Raw genomic sequence first — 16,778 nt, 5'->3', positions numbered from 1 at the left:
TCAGCCGGTGAAGTAGGCGTGCAGGGCTTCTCGCCAGTTGCGTAGTGGCGGCAAGCCTGCGGCCTGCCAGGAAGCGTTGGAGAGTACCGAATAGGCGGGCCGGGGAGCTGGGCGCGGGAATTCGGCCGTGGTACAGGGTTTGATGCGGCCGGGGTCGGCGCCCAGCTCTTCGAAGATGGCTTGGGCGAAGTGGTACCAAGAGGTTTCGCCGCCGCCGGTGCAGTGCAGGACGTTCGACGCCGGGGCGTGACCGGTGGCGATGGCGCGCGCCAGTTCCAGCAATCCCCCGGCCAGATCGGCCGACCAGGTCGGCGAGCCGATCTGATCGTCCACAACGGACAGTTCCGCGCGTTCGGATTCCAGGCGGGCGATGGTCTTCACGAAGTTCGAGCCGGTCTTGCCGTAAACCCAGCTGGTGCGCACGATCCACGCCGACGCACCCGAGCCCCGCACCGCGTCCTCGCCCGCAGCCTTGGTACGGCCATAGGCACTGTGCGGGCCAAGGGCATCGTCCACTTCGTACGGTTGCGTGGCATCGCCAGGGAACACGTAGTCCGTGGACACGTGGATCAACGGCACCCGCCTCGACGTACAAGCCGCCGCCAGCACCCGCGGACCGTCCACATTGACCGCGAACGCCCGTGCCTCATCGGTTTCCGCAGCGTCGACCGCCGTGTACGCCGCCGCGTTGATCACCACCGGGGACGCGCCGGATTTCGCTGCTCGCTCGGCCAGTTCGCTCACTGCCCGGACGACGTCGCCCGTCTGCGTCAGATCCAGCTCCGCCGAAGAGGGCGCCACCACCTCCGTCTCCGGGCTCGCGGAACTCACCAGGTCCCGGCCGAGCTGGCCGGAACCGCCGGGCACGAGAACAGCCAGCTGCACCGGCGTACCTCCTACTGCGACAGGGTTTTCAGGACGTGCCCAGCGCGGCGCGGTCCTTCAGCGGCTCCCACCACGCGCGGTTGTCGGTGTACCAGCGCACGGTGTCGGCCAGACCGTCCTCGAACGACACCCGCGGAGCGTAACCGAGTTCACCGCTGATCTTCGCGATGTCGACCGAGTACCGCCGATCGTGGGCCTTGCGGTCGGCGACCGGCTCGACCATCTCCCAGCCCTTGCCGACCGCCGCGAGCAGCCGTTCGGTGAGCTCGCGGTTGGTGAGTTCGGTACCGCCGCCGATGTTGTAGATTTCCCCCGGGCGGCCGCCGTCCGCGACCAGCTGGATGCCGTGGCAGTGATCGTCCACGTGCAGCCAGTCGCGCACGTTCAGCCCGTCGCCGTACAGCGGGACCTTGCGCCCGTCGAGCAGGTTGGTGACGAAGAGCGGGATCACCTTCTCGGGGAACTGGTACGGGCCGTAGTTGTTCGAGCACCGCGTGACGCACACCGGCAGCCCGTGCGTGCGCGAATACGAGCGGGCGATCAGATCCGACGACGCCTTCGACGCCGAGTACGGCGAATTCGGCTCCAGCACGTGGTCTTCCGACCACGAACCGTCCGGGATGGACCCGTACACCTCGTCGGTGGACACGTGCACGAACTTGCCGGCCTCGGCCTCCAGCGCCGCCTGCAGCAGCGTCTGCGTGCCGAGCACGTTGGTGAGCACGAAGTCCGCCGACCCGAGGATCGAACGGTCCACATGGGACTCCGCGGCGAAGTGGACGACCAGGTCGACGCCCTGCATCAGGTCGGACACCAGCGTGGCGTCGCAGATGTCGCCGCGCACGAAACGCAGCCGCGGGCTGCTCGCGACCGGCGCCAGATTGGCCTCGTTGCCCGCGTAGGTGAGCTTGTCGAGCACCACGACCTCGGCGTCACTGAGCGTCGGGTACGCCCCTGACAGCACCTGCCGCACGTAGTGCGATCCGATGAATCCGGCACCGCCCGTGACCAGGACCCGCATTCTCGTCCACCCTTCTTGCCCGACCGGGCATTGTCGCCCCCAGCCTACGGGTGGTTCACAGCGGAGTCGGTAGAGTCCGGCGAAGGAGTGGAGCGCGCGGGGGCGTCCGGGGGAGGATCAGTGGCCGAATGGCCAGGGACACCGCTGCCGGTGCACCGCGGACAGCTGCCGGTACCCCGGGGTCGCGGCGTGTTCGTCGTGCTGCGGCGCAGCGGCAAGGTCCTGCTGTCCGTGCTGTCGGTGGTGGTGCTGGCCCTGACCTGGTACGGCTGGCAGTTCATCGGCGACCCGCAGTCCGGCTTCTCCACCACCGAGATCTTCGGCGACCCGCAGGCGCACGCGAAACCGCTCGACGGCGCGGTCGACATCCTCCTGGTCGGCCAGGACAGCCGCACCGACGCGCAGGGCAACCCGCTGCCCCGCGAGGTGCTCGACATGCTGCACGCCGGCGACTCGGACGGCGAGAAGCAGACCGACACGATGATCCTCGTGCACATCCCGCAGAACGGGCAGCACGCGATCGCCATCTCCTTCCCGCGTGACTCCTGGGTCGAGATCACCGGCGGCTTCGGCAAGCACAAGCTCAACAGCGCGTATGTGTACGCGTACAACGACACGGCCAAAACCCTGCGCGCCCAAGGCAACACCGACGGCAAGGACATCGACGAGAAGGCCAAGCTCGCCGGGCGCAAGAACCTGGTCGCCACGCTCGAGAAGTTCATCGGCAAACCCGGCATGATCGACCGGTACGCCGAGGTGAACCTGGCCAGCTTCTACGAGGTCACGAAGGCCATCGGCGGCGTGCAGGTGTGCCTCAACCACGCGGTGCAGGAGACGAAGTCGGGCGTCGACCTGCCCGCCGGGAAGCAGACGGTCGAGGGCGTGCAGGCGCTCGCCTTCGTGCGGCAGCGGTACGACCTGCCCAACGGCGACCTGGACCGGATCGCGCGGCAGCAGGCGTTCCTGTCGGGGCTCGCGAGCAAGGTGCTGTCGTCGGACGTACTGGCCAACCCGGTGCGGATCGCGCAGCTCGTGGAGGCCGTGAAGAAGTCGGTGGTGCTGTCCGCGGGCTGGGACCTCGCCGAGTTCGCCGCCCAGATGCGCGGGCTGACCGGCGGCAACGTCGAGTTCCACACCATCCCCACCGAGGGCAACGCGGTGATCGGCGGCGCCGACGTCCTGCGCGTCGACCAGGCCAAGGTGCGCGCGGCCGTCGACCGCCTCACCTCCGACGGGGCCCCGCCGCCGTCGGGCACTCTTCCCGGCGCCGGGCAGGTGACGGTCGAGCTGTTCGACGGCTCCGGCGCGGGCGCCGCGGGTCCGCTGCGGAACCTGTTGCAGGGCAAGGGTTTCCAGCTGGCACCGGACACGGGCCTGTCCACGCGGTCCACCACGGTGCTGCGGTACCACCCGTCGGACGAGGCCGCGGCCGACCTGGTCCGCGAGGCCCTCGGGATCAGTGCACAGGCCGAACCGGACGCCGACGTCGCCGCCGGACACGTCCGGGTACTGCTGGGCAAGGACGCACGCCACGGTTCGGCCGACGCTCCTTCTTCCCCTCCCGCTTCAGCCCCTTCTTCAGCCCCTTCTTCACCCCCGGCCACCCCCGCCGCGCCGCCGATCACGGCGGGCGATGTGCCCTGCGTCAACTAGAGTCGGGCACCCAGCGTGGCGGCCGGCTGCGGGCCGTAGGCTGGGGACGGGGAGGTACATGGGGTGAGTGAAAACCAGGACAAACCAGACCGGACAGTGGAATCGGCGGAATCGGCGGAATCGGCGGAGGTTTCGGAGACTCCGGCAGTTTCGGACGCCGTGACCGCGGATTCCGCCGAGGTCGAGGACGAATCCGCCAGGTCAGGCACCCCTGCGACTTCAACCGAGACGTCCTCGGCCGACGGCACCCCCGCCGCACCCACCACCGCAGCCGCAGCCGCCGACGCCCCCGCACCCGCCGCCGCCGACGCCGACGGCACCCCCGCCGCACCCGCAGCCGACAACAGCGCGCCTTCGCAGCCGAAACACGCCGCCGAGCCCGTCCCAGCCGCACCCGCGCCCACCCCGGCCGCGGACTGGAAACCCTCCCCGCACCCGCGCATCCAGCTCCCCCAGCCGTCCCAGCCCCCGCCCGCCGCCGAGGGCCGGACCGGTCGCGCAACCCGGGTCACCAGGCGGATTGCCATCGGTCTCGTCTCCCTGCTCGCTCTCGGCGCCACCGGGTACGCCTACGTCACCAAGGACAAGCTCCAGGACAACGTCCCCACCACCGACGTCCTCACCCCCCGTGCGGGGGAACCCCCGGCGCCGCCTGCCGACGACGGGGCCACCGACATCCTGCTCGTCGGCAGTGACGCGCGTACCGATGCGCAAGGCAACCCACTGCCGCTCAGCATGCTGAAATCGTTGCGCACCGAAGAAAAAGCCGGAATCAACACCGACACGGTCATCCTGCTGCGGATCCCGAAGAACGGCGGGAAAGCGTCCGCGGTGTCGATTCCGCGGGACAGCTGGGTCGACGTTCCCGGACGCGGCCAAGCCAAGATCAACTCCGCGTACGGTGTGGCCAAGGCGCACGCCGAGGAGGAGGACCGCGCACGCGGCGAGCGTGACCAGGCGAAAGTCGCCCGGGACTCGGATGGGGCCGGGCGGCGGGCATTGGTCCAGACCGTGCAGGATCTCACCCAGGTGCGCGTCGACCACTACGCCGAGATCAACCTCCTCGGTTTCTACCTGCTCACCGAGGCGCTCGGCGGCGTGCCGGTGTGCCTGAACCACGCGACCACGGACAAGGACTCCGGCGCGGACTTCCGCCGCGGCGTGCAGACGGTGTCCGGCGGCGAGGCGCTTTCCTTCGTGCGCCAGCGCAAGAACCTGCCGGGCGGCGACCTCGACCGGATCAAGCGGCAGCAGGCGTTCCTGTCCTCGGCGCTGCGCAAGGTGCTGTCGGCGGGCACGCTGGCCAGCCCGTCCACGATGAACGGCCTGATGGACGCGGTGCACCGGTCGATCGTGCTCGACGACGGCCTCGACGTGCTCGAGTTCGCCCAGCAGGTCAAGGGCGTCGCGTCCGGCGATCTGAACTTCACCACCGTCCCCGTCGTCACCACGAACGGCCGCAGCGCCGACGGGCAGAGCATCGTGGAGCTGGACCTGCCGTCGGTGCGGAAGTTCGTGGCCGGGCTGGTCGGGCGCGGTCCGGCCGGTGGCGGCGGCGCGGCGGCCGGGTCGCCGATGCTGCAGCTCGACTCCGGGCTGCCGGGCGTGCCCTGCGTCGACTGACCGCCCGGTTAGCCTTGGCGCATGAGTCTCACCGAGCAGTTGCTCCGCCCGCTTCTGGCCGCACCGGCAAAACCGCTGGTCACGCACTACGACGACCGGGTCGGCAGCCGCGTGGAACTCTCCGTGGCGACCCTGGCGAACTGGGCGGCGAAAACGGCGAACTGGCTGGTCGACGAGTTCGACGTCGAGCCGGGTGACGCCGTCGCGGTGCGGCTGCCCGCGCACTGGCAGACCGCGGGAGTGCTGCTCGGCGCGTGGTGGTGCGGCGCGCACGTCGTCGCGGAACCGGACGGCGCCCGGGTGGTGTTCACCGGCCCGGAAGAGGAGGTTGACGCACCGGCGGTCGCGGTGGTCTCGCTCGACCCGATGGGCCGCGGGCTGAGCACACCCCCGTCCGGCGGGGCACTCGACTACCTCACCGAGGCCCGGATGTCCGGCGACCAGTTCGTCCCGATGCATCCGGTACCCGGGGACACTCCGGCACTCGCCACGTCCACTGTGGACGAAGTATGGACGGAAGCCACTGCCCGCGCCGGGAAACTCGGCCTGACTGCCGCCGACCGGGTACTGTCCACAATAGACTGGACGATCCCGGACGGCGTACTCGACGGCTTCCTGGTCCCGCTCGCGGCGAGCGCGCACCTCGTCCAGGTCACCCATGCCGACCCGGCGAAACTGCCCGCCCGCCGCGAGGCCGAACGCACTACCGCCGACCTGCCGTCATGAGTTCTGCAGCTCGTGCGCCCCTTCGCGACGGCGGCGGAACAGCACGTGGTCCAGTGACAGCCGGCCACCGTTGAAGCCCAGCGCCAGCGCGGTGAGGCCGAGCACGAGCACCAGCTCGTAACCGCCCTCGCCGGTCAGGCCGTTCGAGGCGTGCACGGCGAGCAGCGCGCCCAGCATGTCGATCGCGTACCCGATCGCGACCACCGGCAGCAGGAAACCGGCCACGAACGCGACCGACCCGAGCAGCTCGAGCACGATCACCAGAACCGCGGCGATCCCCGGCAGCGGGATGCCGAACTGGTCGAACATGGCCGTGGTGCCGCCGACCCCGTTGTCCCACTTCTGCAGGCCGTGCGCGAAAAACACCACCGCGACGCCGATCCGGCCGAGCAGCAGCGCGACGTCCTTGACTCGAGTGATCATGGAGACAGCTCCCGAGAGGTGAAAATTCCACTGACCCGGCCAACGGTAGGGCGCTGAGCACCTTCGGAGGGGCCTCGGCGAGTGATCGATAAGAAACCGACAGGCGCCGCAATCCGGGCGCCCTTCACCGGCGGGTCCGAAAATCGGTGTACTCGCCACCGTGCCCGGCGGTACCGTCCAGCCGCCCCGCTTTCCGACTGCTAGGAGACCCGATGCGCCGACAGTCCGATCGACCCCAGTTCGGCCTGTCCCCCGCATCCGAGGACCTCCACCTGCATGAAAGCACTCACCATCGGCATCTTGGCGCACGTCGACGCCGGTAAAACCAGTCTCACCGAACGGCTGCTCTTCGAAACCGGCGTGATCGACCACGCCGGCCGCGTCGACGACGGCAACACCCAAACCGATTCCCTCGACCTCGAACGACGGCGCGGGATCACGATCAAGTCCGCCGTCGTGGCGGTCAGCACGCCCGGCCACCGGCTCACGCTCGTGGACACCCCAGGCCACTCCGACTTCATCGCGGAGGTCGAACGTGCCGTCGGCGTACTCGACGGCGCGGTGCTCGTCGTGTCCGCAGTGGAGGGAGTGCAGGCGCAGACCCGCATCCTGATGCGCACCCTCGTCCGGCTCGGCATTCCGGTGCTGGTGTTCGTGAACAAGATCGACCGCACCGGAGCTCGCGAAGCCGAGCTGCTGGAATCCTTGCGTACCAAGCTTTCCCCGAAGTGTGTCGCAGTGTCCACAGTGACCGGAATCGGTACCGCCGCAGCGAAGCCCGCGCCACTACCGCCGGACGAGCACCTGGCAGACGTCCTCGCCGAAGACGACCGGTTCCTCGCGTCCTATGTGGCCGGTGAGGTGTCCGAAGAGGACTATCGGGAAGCGTTGGTACGCCAGGTCGCCAAGGCTGCGGTGTATCCGGTCTTCTTCGGCTCGGCCATCACCGGCGCCGGGGTGGGCGACCTCGTCAGCGGGGTACGCGAGCTGCTGCCCTCCCGCGAACGCTGCGCGGACGGACCACTCGACGCGACCGTCTTCAAGATCGAGCGCGGCCCCGCCGGGGAGAAAATCGCTTACGTACGCGTGTTTTCCGGCTCTCTGACCGCCCGTCAGCCCCTCCGGCAGGGTCGGCCCACCGCCGTGCGGGTGTACGAACACGGCGCCACCCCGGTGACCGGTGATGCACTGGCCGGTGACGTCGCGCAGGTCCGGGGCTTGCCGGAAATCCGGATCGGCGACCGGCTGGGTGAAGGCACCGACCGGCCACCCGACCGGCTTTTCGCACCACCAAGCCTGGAAACCCTCGTCCGGCCAGCCGATCCGGACCAGGCCGGAGCGTTGTACTCCGCCCTCACCAGACTGTCCGAACAGGACCCGCTGATCACCATCCGGCGCCGGGAAAGGGAAATCACCGTCCGGTTGTACGGCGAGGTCCAGAAGGAGGTCATCCGCGCGACACTCGCCGAGGAGTTCGTGATCGCCGCCGAGTTCGAGGAGTCACGGCCACTGCTCGTCGAGCGTCTACCTGGGACTGGACATTGCGTGCGGCACCGCGCGCCGGACGAGCGAGTGTTCTTCTGGGCCACCGTCGGGCTCCGCGTGGAACCGGCGCCACCCGGCTCCGGGATCGGCTACCACCTCGAGGTCGAACTCGGGTCCCTTCCGCTGGCTTTCCACAAGGCCATTGAGGACACTGTGTACGAAACCCTCCACGAAGGACTCCACGGCCGCGAAGTGATCGACTGCACGGTCACCCTTACCCACAGCGGGTTTTCCTCCCCGGTGAGCACGGCCGGGGACTTCCGCGGGATGACCCGGCTTGTGCTGCGGGACGCCCTTCGCGAGGCCGGAACCCGGGTGTACGAGCCGGTGCACGCGTTCGAGATCGAAGCACCGGCCGCCGCGGTGAGCGCCGTACTGCGCAAGCTGGTCGAACTACGCGCGGTGCCCGGCGAGCCGGTGGTCACCGGTGCCCAGTGCACTGTGGACGGTCATCTCCCCGCCGTCGCGGTGCACGAGCTGGAGCAATGGCTGCCCGCGGCCACGCAGGGCGAGGGCACGCTCGTGACCGGTTTCGCCGAGTACCGGCTCAAGCCGGGCGGCGCCGGGCCGAATCGAGCTGCGCCCAGCCGCCGTGGGCGGACAGCAGGGTGAGCACCCGCTCCGCGAGGACCGCGAACCGGCGCAGGTCCTCGTGGAGCGAACGGGCACGGGCGGAATCCAGCGGTGCGTGATCGTCCCACCACAGGCCGATCACCGCGCTCGCGGACAGCACCAGCGGCTGGATCATGCCCGAAAATTCCCGTGACGGTTCCCCGGAAACCCGGCATGCAGCGTCGATGTCGTCGCACGCGTCGAGCAGGCCACGCAGCTGGTCCACGGCACCGGCGGGGGTGCCGTCCCATGCTGCGGTCGGCCATGCGCGGTCGCTCAGCTCGAGCCAGAGCCGCCAGCCGGCGACCAGCTCGGCGTCATCACGCGGCTGCCAGGTGTCGGGGAGCGGCCAAAGCATGTCGCCGACTGTGACATCGAAACCCCGATTGCACAACCGAAATGCCCGCGGGTCCGAAAAATGTTCGCGTTTGTACCTTCGCTAAGGCAAACCTTACCAGATGCGATGGAGGTTTTCAGCTGATCACCGGTGGCACGAATACGCATTTCGGCGGCACCGCGGTTGCCGGATCGAGCGCGTTGAGCACCTCGCGCTGGGCGATCGGGTCGTAGGGAATCCCCAGATGGTCGGTGAAGTCGAGGCCGCAGAGGTCCTGGAGCACGATGTTCTTCACGTTCGGCGCGGGCTTGAGAAATGCGTTGGGATAAGGCGTGACAACGTCGTCATATCGGGTTTGGATCACGGTGTAGTCGATACCCGGCACAGTGTCGCCCCCGGCATTGAGCTCGGTGAGGAATGCGGATCCGGTGGACTGTTCGTTACAGGCCGCACAAGCTACGCCCACCAGGTCACGCGCGGGTGGGATCGCCTGGATTGCGGTGAGCAGCCCGTACAGGCTCGTGCCGTAGTTGGACGGCGACAGCCCGATCAGCTTGCCGATTTTCGTGGCGCCACCGAGGTTCTTGATCCAGTACCGCGGATTCATCCCGCCTTGCGAGTGCCCGACGATGTCGAGTTTGGCTGCCCCGGTGGCTTTGAGGATCTTGTCACCGAAGGTCGCGAGCTGCCCCGCGGTCCCGGCGACCGGGCCGACAGTCTGCAGGAACGCACCCGGCGAGCCGCCGAAGTTGCCCGCGAACACGCAGTACCCCGCGTCGGCCAGCCGCTGGGACAGATTCGCCCAGTTTTCGTACGCGTTCGCGGTGGTGCCGTTGGACAGCAGCACGGGATTCGGGTGCGCGGCGGACGGTTTGCAGTCCCAGTCATTGGCACCCGGCGGCGCAATCGTCGGCTGCGCGACCGAGTAGAGCGCCGCCGCGATGATGTTCGGCTGCACCGGCCCGGTCGGCTCCTTCTCCGCCGCCGACGCGGTACCGGTGCTCAGCGCGGCAGCCACCACCGCCGCGGCCGCGAGCACGAATCCCCGTGCGCCCATCCGCCCCACCTCTCTGTGAACCCGATGCCGTAGTTAACGCGGAACCCGGAAAAGGGAAACGCAGTTACTTTCCGTCCGCATGCGCGTCGAGGAATTCACGCAAGTGGGGGTAGACGTCATCGGGGTTGGTGACGCTGAGGAAGTGCGCACCACCGTCGATGGTGACGAGCGGTTCGGCCTTCGGCAGCGCGGCGACGAGCGCCTCCGCCCGCGCCACGGGGTACGCCAGGTCCGCCGTGCCATGCAGCACCAGCACGGGCACGGTGATTTCGCCTGCACGATCGAGCACCCCGTCCCGGTCGACGAGCGCCCCCACGATCCGCTCGAACCGTTCCCCCCGGACCGCCCGCCACTTCGGCGTCCACGCCGAGGCGTCGGTCTCCCCGAGACAGATGGCGGCGACGGCGTCGATCACCGAGTCCGGTCCTTGGGCAGCCCAGATCCCGGCAAGCTGCCGATACCCCTCGGCGACCTGCGGGTCCTCGGCCTCCCCGGAAGTGCCGAGCACGGCGAGCGCGGTAACCCGTTCCGGCGCGAGCAGCGCCATGCGCAGCGCGACGAACCCACCCTGACTGGTCCCGACTACCGCAGCGCGCTCGACCCCGAGGTGATCGAGCAGGTGCAGCACGTCCCGCGCGACGTCCCAGTAGCCGAACGGCCCGTCGGCGGGCGTTTCCCCGTGCCCCCGCTCGTCGACGGCGATGATCCGGAACCCGTCCCGGAAAGCGTCGACCTGCCGGTCCCACATGGAGAGGTCCATGAGAAAGCTGTGCAGCACCACGACCGGCGGGCCGTCACCGCCGTGGTCGCGGTAGTGCACGCGCTGCCCGGCGGGGGTGATCATCATCGGCATGACCTGAGATGTCACACCCGATCCGCCGGCTTGGCAAGCCGTTGCTCAGCGGAGAAGCCTTACGCACCGTCCTGTTCATCGATCAGGTCGAGGTCGCGGACGCAGAAGCGATGGTGCTCGAAGGTCTCGTTGAGCACCGTCCCGAGGCACCGCCGCACCGAGCGACCCCGGGCATAGGGCGGCCAGACATCGTCCTCAGGCACCGGCGCAGGCGCGGCCAGCTGCGCCGCAGTGACCTCGCCGAGCCAGGCTTCGAGCTCCGCGACCTGCGCAGCACGCCCGCGCACGATCTCGTCAAGAGACGGCTCGAGCGAGAGGTCCAGTCCATGCGCTTCGCGATACGGCTCGACACTCGGCCCGATCCCCATCGGCGTGAACAGCTCCGTGGAACCCAGACAGCAGCGGCGGAACCACGAGTCGTGCACGAAGACCAGATGGCGCATCGTCTGCACCGCCGACCACTCGTCATTCACACTGCGCCGCTCGATCCCGGGCGTCCGGCGCATTCGCTCGACCGTGGCGGCCCACCCGGCATGCAGCTGCCGCGCTGCCTCCCGCAGATCGGCCGGATCCTCGGAACGGATCAGCACCCGCACCGGATACCGCCGATCCAGCTCCGCCTCGACGTACCCACTGACCTCGACCCCATTCACCACGAGGTTGGTGACGAGCCCATCAATCACGGCATCCTGCATGACGACCCCGATCAGCCGCGCCCCGGTCAGATCACACTCCCGGAACTCGGCATCGTGCAGGTCCTCGTCGACGTATCGCGTCATGTTCCGGATGGTAGGCCCGGGCACCGACAATTCCGCGTCGCCAGCTCAGCCCTTCAGCAAACTCCGCGCCGCCAGCGGCGGTTCGCGGTGGAATTCGCTGAACTCGAAACGGTTTTCGTCGAGTTCAGCTTCCAGCGCCACGATAATCGTGAGCTGCGCGACGGACTTTGGCCGCGCATCCCGGAGTGCTAACAACTGAGCACCATGTGACTCATATCACTTTTCCGCGGGACTAAGTGGAATTTTTTCCTCCACTTAGTGCAAAATTTCGAGTACTGCAGACCCTCGGGCAAGTCCATCGAATTCCTCACCGCCTTCTGTCTGCGCAACCCGTTCAACCCGCTTCCAGCACCCCCTGACTTACGGAGCCGCCATGACGACCACACACCCGACTTTGATCAACCCCGCCGACGAACTGCCTGCTTCCGCTTCGCATCCGGTGGATTCCTGGTGGTACACCGCCCAGCTGCGCGCCGGGGACACCCAGTTCTGGGTGAAAATCCAGGCAATGACCACGAATCACACGTGCCACAGCGTCGTCGCCTTGCTGCAGGAGCCCGAAGGCCATACCAGCTTGAAAGAAGCTGTCGAAAGCAGCGACGACGTGACGGTGTCCACCGACGCGTTCGAGATCAAAACCCCCCTCCTTCAGATGCACGGCGACTTGGACGGCATGGAGGTATCCGGGGCCACGGACGACGCGGTGGTCAAACTTGCCTTACGGCGCAACGAACCTGTGCTGTACAACGCCGGAGCCGGGCTGTTCCCGTTCTGTGGTGGCCAGACCGGCCAGTACGCGCTGCCCGGCCTGACCACCACCGGGACGATCACCACCAACGGCACCGAGTACCAGGTCACCGGGCGAACCTGGTTCGACCGCCAGTGGGCGACCCCCGGCAATGAGCCCCCGCGCTTCACGTGGCTGGGCCTCGATCTCGGCTCCGGCCGGTACCTGAGCGTCTGGGATACCTCCGGCGACGGCAGCTCCTGGCTCACCGCGCTCGACGCTGATGGCACTCACACCCTCGCCGGTGCCACTCGGACCGGCAGCGAAAACACGTGGGAGCTGACCATCCCCACCTTCGACGCAGTGCTCACAGTCACCCACCGCGAGCTGCCCGGCTCCCGCGAAGGTCTCTACGGTGGCGTGTGCACGGTGACCGGCATCTTCCGCGGCGATACCGTTACCGGGCACGGCTACACCGACGTTGTCGGATAGACGTAGCCGCGTCCTCTTCGTCGTAGGGTGGCCCGGTAACGGCAAGGCCACCCTACGACGTCCCGAAAAACTCAGCCCTTCAGCAAACTCCGCGCCATCACAACCTTCTGGATCTGGTTCGTCCCCTCATAAATCTGCGTAATCTTCGCATCCCGCATCATGCGTTCCACCGGGAAGTCTCGCGTATAACCCGCGCCGCCGAACAATTGCACTGCATCCGTCGTCACCGACATTGCCACATCCGACGCATACGTCTTCGCCGCTGAAGCCATGAAACTCGCCCGCTTGTCACCACGCTCCGACGCCGCAGCCGACGCATACACCAAATGCCGGGCGGCTTCGATCTTCGTGCCCATATCCGCCAGCATGAACTGCACCCCCTGGAAATCCGCGATCGCCTTACCGAACTGCTTGCGCTCCTTGACATACGCAAGCGCCGCGTCCAGCGCGCCCTGCGCAATTCCCAACGCCTGCGCGCCGATGGTCGGGCGGGTGTGGTCCAAAGTGCGCAAGGCCGTCTTCAATCCGGTACCCGGTTCGCCGATGATGCGGTCGGCCGGGATGGTGCAGTTTTCGAAGTAGATTTCGCGGGTCGGGGAGCCTTTGATGCCCAGCTTTTTCTCCTTCGGGCCCACCGAAAAGCCCGGATCGTCCTTGTGTACCACGAACGCCGAAATGCCGTTGGCCTTCTTCTCCGCGTCCGGGTCGCTCACCGCCATGACCGTGTACCACGAAGATTCACCCGCATTGGTGATCCAGCACTTGGTGCCGTTGAGCACCCAGTGATCACCGTCGAGGCGGGCGCGCGTGCGCATCGATGCCGTGTCCGAGCCTGCTTCGCGCTCCGACAGTGCGTACGACGCCGACGCCTCGCCCGTTGCGATCGACGGCAGGACCAGCTTCTTCAGGTCTTCCGACCCGGACAGGATGATGGGCTGCGTACCCAGTTTGTTGACCGCCGGGATCAGCGACGCCGACGCGTCCACCCGCGCGACCTCCTCGATCACGATGCACGCGCCCACGGCGTCGGCGCCCTGGCCGTCGTACTCCTCGGCGATGTGGACCGCGTTGAACCCGGCCTTCACCAGCGCCTGGTTCGCCTCGACCGGGTAGCGCTCCTGCTCGTCGACCTCCGCCGCGTACGGCGCGATTTCCTTCTCGGCGAGAGCCCGGACCGCGGCGCGCAGTTCTTCGTGCTCTTCGGCCAGCTGGTAGAGGCCCTCGGCCACGTTCAGTCACCTCTTCTGCAGTGAACGGAGAAAGTCCCCCGATGTTAGCCCGCGTTCACGTCCGTTCACTCCTTGTGCTCGGGCCTGCGATCTTCGTAAGGTCGGGTGATGGCCGTCGTCGCGTCCACCCCGCCGCCCGGATTGCCCGCTTCCCTCGATTACCCCGAGGTCCCGCTCGGTTCGGTGCTCGCCGGCGCCGCGACCAGGTACGGCGACCGTCCTGCGTTCATCATGGGCGAAGACCGGCTCACGTACGCCCAGACCTGGGCCGCCGCCTGCCGCTTCGCGAATGCGCTGCGGGCCCGCGGGATCGGCCGCGGCGACGTCGTGGCCGTGCACCTGCCCAACTGCCTCGCGTACCCGGTCGCCTACCACGGCATCCTGCTCGCCGGCGCCACGTTCAGCCCCACGAACCCGCTGCTCCCGCCCGACGACCTCGCCTTCCAGCTCACCGACTGCCAGGCCAAAGCCGTGGTCACGTTCGGCCCGGTGGCCGGGACGCTCGCCGCGGTCGCCGACCGGATTCCGGCACAGCTCACGATTATCGTGGCGCCGGAAGCCGAACTCGACGAAAACAGTGTCGAATTCGGCGAATTCCACCGCGAACAGCCCACGACCCGGCCCGACGTCCCCATCGACGTCCACCACGACCTCGCCCACCTCGCCTACACCGGCGGCACCACCGGGAGGTCGAAAGGCGTCGAACTCACCCACCGCAACGTCGTCGCCAACACCCTGCAGTACGCCTGCTGGCAGACCGGCTCCCTACCCACACTCGACACGAACGGCAACCTGAAGCTCAACCAGATCGGCAGCACGGACGAGTGGCCGACGCGACTCGGCACCGGCGTCGCCATCAACCTCACGCCGTGGTTCCACGCCATGGGCGTCATCGCCGGACTCAACGGACCGCTGTTGTTGGGCACCACCATCGTGCTGCACGCCCGGTTCGACCCGGCCGCGTACGTCGCCGACGCCGAGCGCCTGCAGGTCACGTCCATGAGCGGCGCGCCCGCGCTCTTCGCGGCCTTGCTGGCCACGCCCGCCTTCCACACGGCCAGTCTTTCGTCGGTACGCACCATCGGCTCCGGCGCGGCGCCGATGAGCCACGACATGATCCGCGCACTGCACGAGCGGTTCCCGGGGGTCTTGATTGGCGAGGGGTACGGCCTCACCGAGGTGACGATGGGCGCGGTGGTCGCGCCGAGCTACCGCTCCGGCGTGCGCAAGGTCGGGTCAGTCGGCGGGCCGGTCTTCGACACCGAGGTGAAACTTGTCGCCGAAGGCAGCGAGGAACCGTTGCCCGCCGGGCAGGAAGGCGAAGTGTGCCTGCGCGGGCCGCAGCTGATGCGCGGCTACCGCAACCGGCCGGAGGAAACGGCCGCGGCGCTGGTCGACGGCTGGCTGCACACCGGTGACATCGGCGTCCTCGACGACGACGGCTGTCTGTCCATTGTGGACCGCAAGAAGGACATGCTGCTGTACAAGGGATACAACGTCTTCCCGCGGGAGCTGGAGGAGCTGCTGAGCGCGCTGCCCGGCGTGCTTTCGGCGGCGGTGATCGGACGGCCGAGCCCGGAGGTCGGGGAGCTGCCGGTGGCGTTCGTGGTCCGGCAGCCGGGTATCGAGGTCGACGCCGGGCAGCTGATGGCCGCGGTCAACGAGAAGGTGCTGCCGTACAAGCGATTGCGGGAAGTGCACTTCGTCGACGAGATCCCGGTGTCGGCCGCAGGGAAGGTGCTGAAGCGGGAACTGCGGAACCGGCTCCCCGCCCCGGCCTGAGCTCCGGGACCGGTCCCCGGACGGTCCGGTTAGCGTGTGCCGACCGGATCGGACGGGGAGGACTCGGGTGAAGCAGCTCATCGCAGCCGGGGGTGTACTGGCGCTCGCGCTGACCAGTTGTGCGTCCATTCAGGACAAGGCCGACGACGCGTGCGCGACGGTGAAGGAGGTGGTGAACGCCCAGCCGGTCACCGCCGACCACGACACCGGCCGCGATACAGCGCCGAGGATCGCGAAGGAAATCGACGCGGCCGTCGCGGCGGAGAAGGAGTTCGCCGAGGCCGGAGCGGACGGCGGATTCCGCGACAGCTGGCAGAAAATGACCAAGTCACTGCGAGAAGTCCGCGACGTGTGGCAGGACGCGTTGAAGTACACCAACAGTCCGGGTGGGCCCGGCAGCGACCTCGTCGCCGCGTTGAATCTGGCCGACTACAAGACCCGTGCCGACGATGCACAGAGCGCGCTGGCCACCGCCGCCGGGAAGGCCGGATACCCGGGCTGCGCGAACATCCCCTGGCGGTACTAGAAACCCGCCTTCTCGCGCAGTTTTGCGTCCTTCTCAAGCACCAGCTGCTCCAGATCCGCTTGGAACTGCAACACTTTCGCCTGCAGCTCGGGGTCTGCCGCGGCCAGGATGCGGACTGCCAGCAGACCTGCGTTGCGCGCCCCACCCACGGACACCGTCGCCACCGGAATGCCCGCGGGCATCTGGACGATCGACAGCAGCGAGTCGAGGCCGTCGAGGTACTTCAGCGGGACCGGCACGCCGATCACCGGCAGCACGGTCGCCGACGCGACCATGCCCGGCAGGTGCGCGGCACCCCCGGCGCCCGCGATGATCGCGCGCACTCCCCGACCGGCCGCGGACTTCGCGTAGTCCAGCATCCGCTGCGGCGTCCGGTGCGCCGAGTACACGCCGACCTCGTACTCCACGCCGAACTCGGCCAGCGCCTGCCCGGCGGCCTCCATCACCGGCCAGTCGGAGTCGCTGCCCATGATCACGCCCACCTGCGGCGCCATTGTGTACCCCTTCA

Annotated in this window: 17 protein-coding genes; 7 read left to right on the top strand and 10 right to left on the bottom strand. The window is 68.3% G+C overall.

The window, feature by feature from the left end:
- Together rfbD and rfbB are read right to left on the bottom strand one after the other, a co-directional pair.
- Complete coding sequence (gene rfbD, locus OO71_RS29870) at nucleotides 1-885, bottom strand: dTDP-4-dehydrorhamnose reductase (protein ID WP_033293272.1); 885 nt, start codon at nucleotides 883-885, stop codon at nucleotides 1-3.
- 28 nt (nucleotides 886-913) lie between these two features.
- Nucleotides 914-1,906, bottom strand: a complete 993-nt coding sequence (rfbB, locus tag OO71_RS29865) for a dTDP-glucose 4,6-dehydratase (protein WP_033293271.1) — start codon at nucleotides 1,904-1,906, stop codon at nucleotides 914-916.
- A 120-nt stretch (nucleotides 1,907-2,026) separates the two neighbouring features.
- On the opposite strand from rfbB, the gene OO71_RS29860 reads away from it, so the two are divergent.
- The 3 genes from OO71_RS29860 to OO71_RS29850 all read left to right on the top strand — a co-directional run bounded on the left by OO71_RS29860 (nucleotide 2,027) and on the right by OO71_RS29850 (nucleotide 5,908).
- Nucleotides 2,027-3,559 carry an LCP family protein gene (locus OO71_RS29860; protein ID WP_084145386.1) on the top strand — a complete coding sequence of 511 codons (1,533 nt, stop codon included), beginning with the start codon at nucleotides 2,027-2,029 and terminating at the stop codon, nucleotides 3,557-3,559.
- Nucleotides 3,560-4,078: 519 nt separating this feature from the next.
- A complete protein-coding gene (locus tag OO71_RS29855; protein WP_033293320.1) occupies nucleotides 4,079-5,182 on the top strand; it encodes an LCP family protein in 1,104 nt (367 codons plus the stop codon).
- A 21-nt stretch (nucleotides 5,183-5,203) separates the two neighbouring features.
- Nucleotides 5,204-5,908, top strand: a complete 705-nt coding sequence (locus OO71_RS29850; RefSeq protein ID WP_033293270.1) for a TIGR03089 family protein — start codon at nucleotides 5,204-5,206, stop codon at nucleotides 5,906-5,908.
- On the opposite strand, the gene OO71_RS29845 is transcribed toward OO71_RS29850, so the two are convergent.
- On the bottom strand, nucleotides 5,903-6,331 hold the full coding sequence (locus OO71_RS29845; RefSeq protein WP_033293269.1) for a DoxX family protein: 429 nt from the start codon (nucleotides 6,329-6,331) through the stop codon (nucleotides 5,903-5,905). The two genes, OO71_RS29850 and OO71_RS29845, sit on opposite strands and share 6 nt — an antisense overlap.
- A gap of 276 nt (nucleotides 6,332-6,607) precedes the next feature.
- Here OO71_RS29845 and OO71_RS29840 point away from each other — a divergent pair, with 276 nt between their 5' ends.
- Nucleotides 6,608-8,488, top strand: a complete 1,881-nt coding sequence (locus OO71_RS29840) for an elongation factor G (RefSeq protein WP_033293268.1) — start codon at nucleotides 6,608-6,610, stop codon at nucleotides 8,486-8,488.
- On the opposite strand, the gene OO71_RS29835 is transcribed toward OO71_RS29840, so the two are convergent.
- The 5 genes from OO71_RS29835 to OO71_RS51745 all read right to left on the bottom strand — a co-directional run bounded on the left by OO71_RS29835 (nucleotide 8,424) and on the right by OO71_RS51745 (nucleotide 11,709).
- On the bottom strand, nucleotides 8,424-8,846 hold the full coding sequence (locus OO71_RS29835) for a hypothetical protein (protein WP_033293267.1): 423 nt from the start codon (nucleotides 8,844-8,846) through the stop codon (nucleotides 8,424-8,426). The two genes, OO71_RS29840 and OO71_RS29835, sit on opposite strands and share 65 nt — an antisense overlap.
- Before the next feature lie 115 nt (nucleotides 8,847-8,961).
- Nucleotides 8,962-9,882 carry an esterase/lipase family protein gene (locus tag OO71_RS29830; protein WP_033293266.1) on the bottom strand — a complete coding sequence of 307 codons (921 nt, stop codon included), beginning with the start codon at nucleotides 9,880-9,882 and terminating at the stop codon, nucleotides 8,962-8,964.
- Nucleotides 9,883-9,946: 64 nt separating this feature from the next.
- Nucleotides 9,947-10,750 carry an alpha/beta fold hydrolase gene (locus OO71_RS29825; protein ID WP_156096611.1) on the bottom strand — a complete coding sequence of 268 codons (804 nt, stop codon included), beginning with the start codon at nucleotides 10,748-10,750 and terminating at the stop codon, nucleotides 9,947-9,949.
- 44 nt (nucleotides 10,751-10,794) lie between these two features.
- On the bottom strand, nucleotides 10,795-11,514 hold the full coding sequence (locus OO71_RS29820) for a DinB family protein (protein WP_033293264.1): 720 nt from the start codon (nucleotides 11,512-11,514) through the stop codon (nucleotides 10,795-10,797).
- Nucleotides 11,515-11,559: 45 nt separating this feature from the next.
- Nucleotides 11,560-11,709 carry a hypothetical protein gene (locus OO71_RS51745; protein WP_156096610.1) on the bottom strand — a complete coding sequence of 50 codons (150 nt, stop codon included), beginning with the start codon at nucleotides 11,707-11,709 and terminating at the stop codon, nucleotides 11,560-11,562.
- Between the two features lie 178 nt (nucleotides 11,710-11,887).
- On the opposite strand from OO71_RS51745, the gene OO71_RS29815 reads away from it, so the two are divergent.
- A complete protein-coding gene (locus tag OO71_RS29815) occupies nucleotides 11,888-12,733 on the top strand; it encodes a lipocalin-like domain-containing protein (protein ID WP_033293263.1) in 846 nt (281 codons plus the stop codon).
- Between the two features lie 71 nt (nucleotides 12,734-12,804).
- On the opposite strand, the gene OO71_RS29810 is transcribed toward OO71_RS29815, so the two are convergent.
- Nucleotides 12,805-13,962 (bottom strand): acyl-CoA dehydrogenase family protein, encoded by a 1,158-nt coding sequence (locus OO71_RS29810; protein WP_033293262.1) that lies wholly within the window; start codon nucleotides 13,960-13,962, stop codon nucleotides 12,805-12,807.
- A 108-nt stretch (nucleotides 13,963-14,070) separates the two neighbouring features.
- On the opposite strand from OO71_RS29810, the gene OO71_RS29805 reads away from it, so the two are divergent.
- Both OO71_RS29805 and OO71_RS29800 read left to right on the top strand, forming a co-directional pair.
- Nucleotides 14,071-15,744, top strand: coding sequence for a class I adenylate-forming enzyme family protein (locus OO71_RS29805; RefSeq protein WP_211260637.1), 1,674 nt, complete (start codon nucleotides 14,071-14,073; stop codon nucleotides 15,742-15,744).
- A gap of 67 nt (nucleotides 15,745-15,811) precedes the next feature.
- Nucleotides 15,812-16,270 carry a hypothetical protein gene (locus tag OO71_RS29800; RefSeq protein WP_033293260.1) on the top strand — a complete coding sequence of 153 codons (459 nt, stop codon included), beginning with the start codon at nucleotides 15,812-15,814 and terminating at the stop codon, nucleotides 16,268-16,270.
- On the opposite strand, the gene purE is transcribed toward OO71_RS29800, so the two are convergent.
- Nucleotides 16,267-16,764, bottom strand: coding sequence for a 5-(carboxyamino)imidazole ribonucleotide mutase (purE, locus tag OO71_RS29795; protein ID WP_033293259.1), 498 nt, complete (start codon nucleotides 16,762-16,764; stop codon nucleotides 16,267-16,269). The two genes, OO71_RS29800 and purE, sit on opposite strands and share 4 nt — an antisense overlap.
- Nucleotides 16,765-16,778 lie beyond the last annotated feature (14 nt).

The sequence above is a fragment of the Amycolatopsis jejuensis genome (genome assembly GCF_000717335.1).
GTDB lineage: Bacteria > Actinomycetota > Actinomycetes > Mycobacteriales > Pseudonocardiaceae > Amycolatopsis > Amycolatopsis jejuensis.
This window is presented reverse-complemented; position numbering and strand designations above follow the sequence as displayed.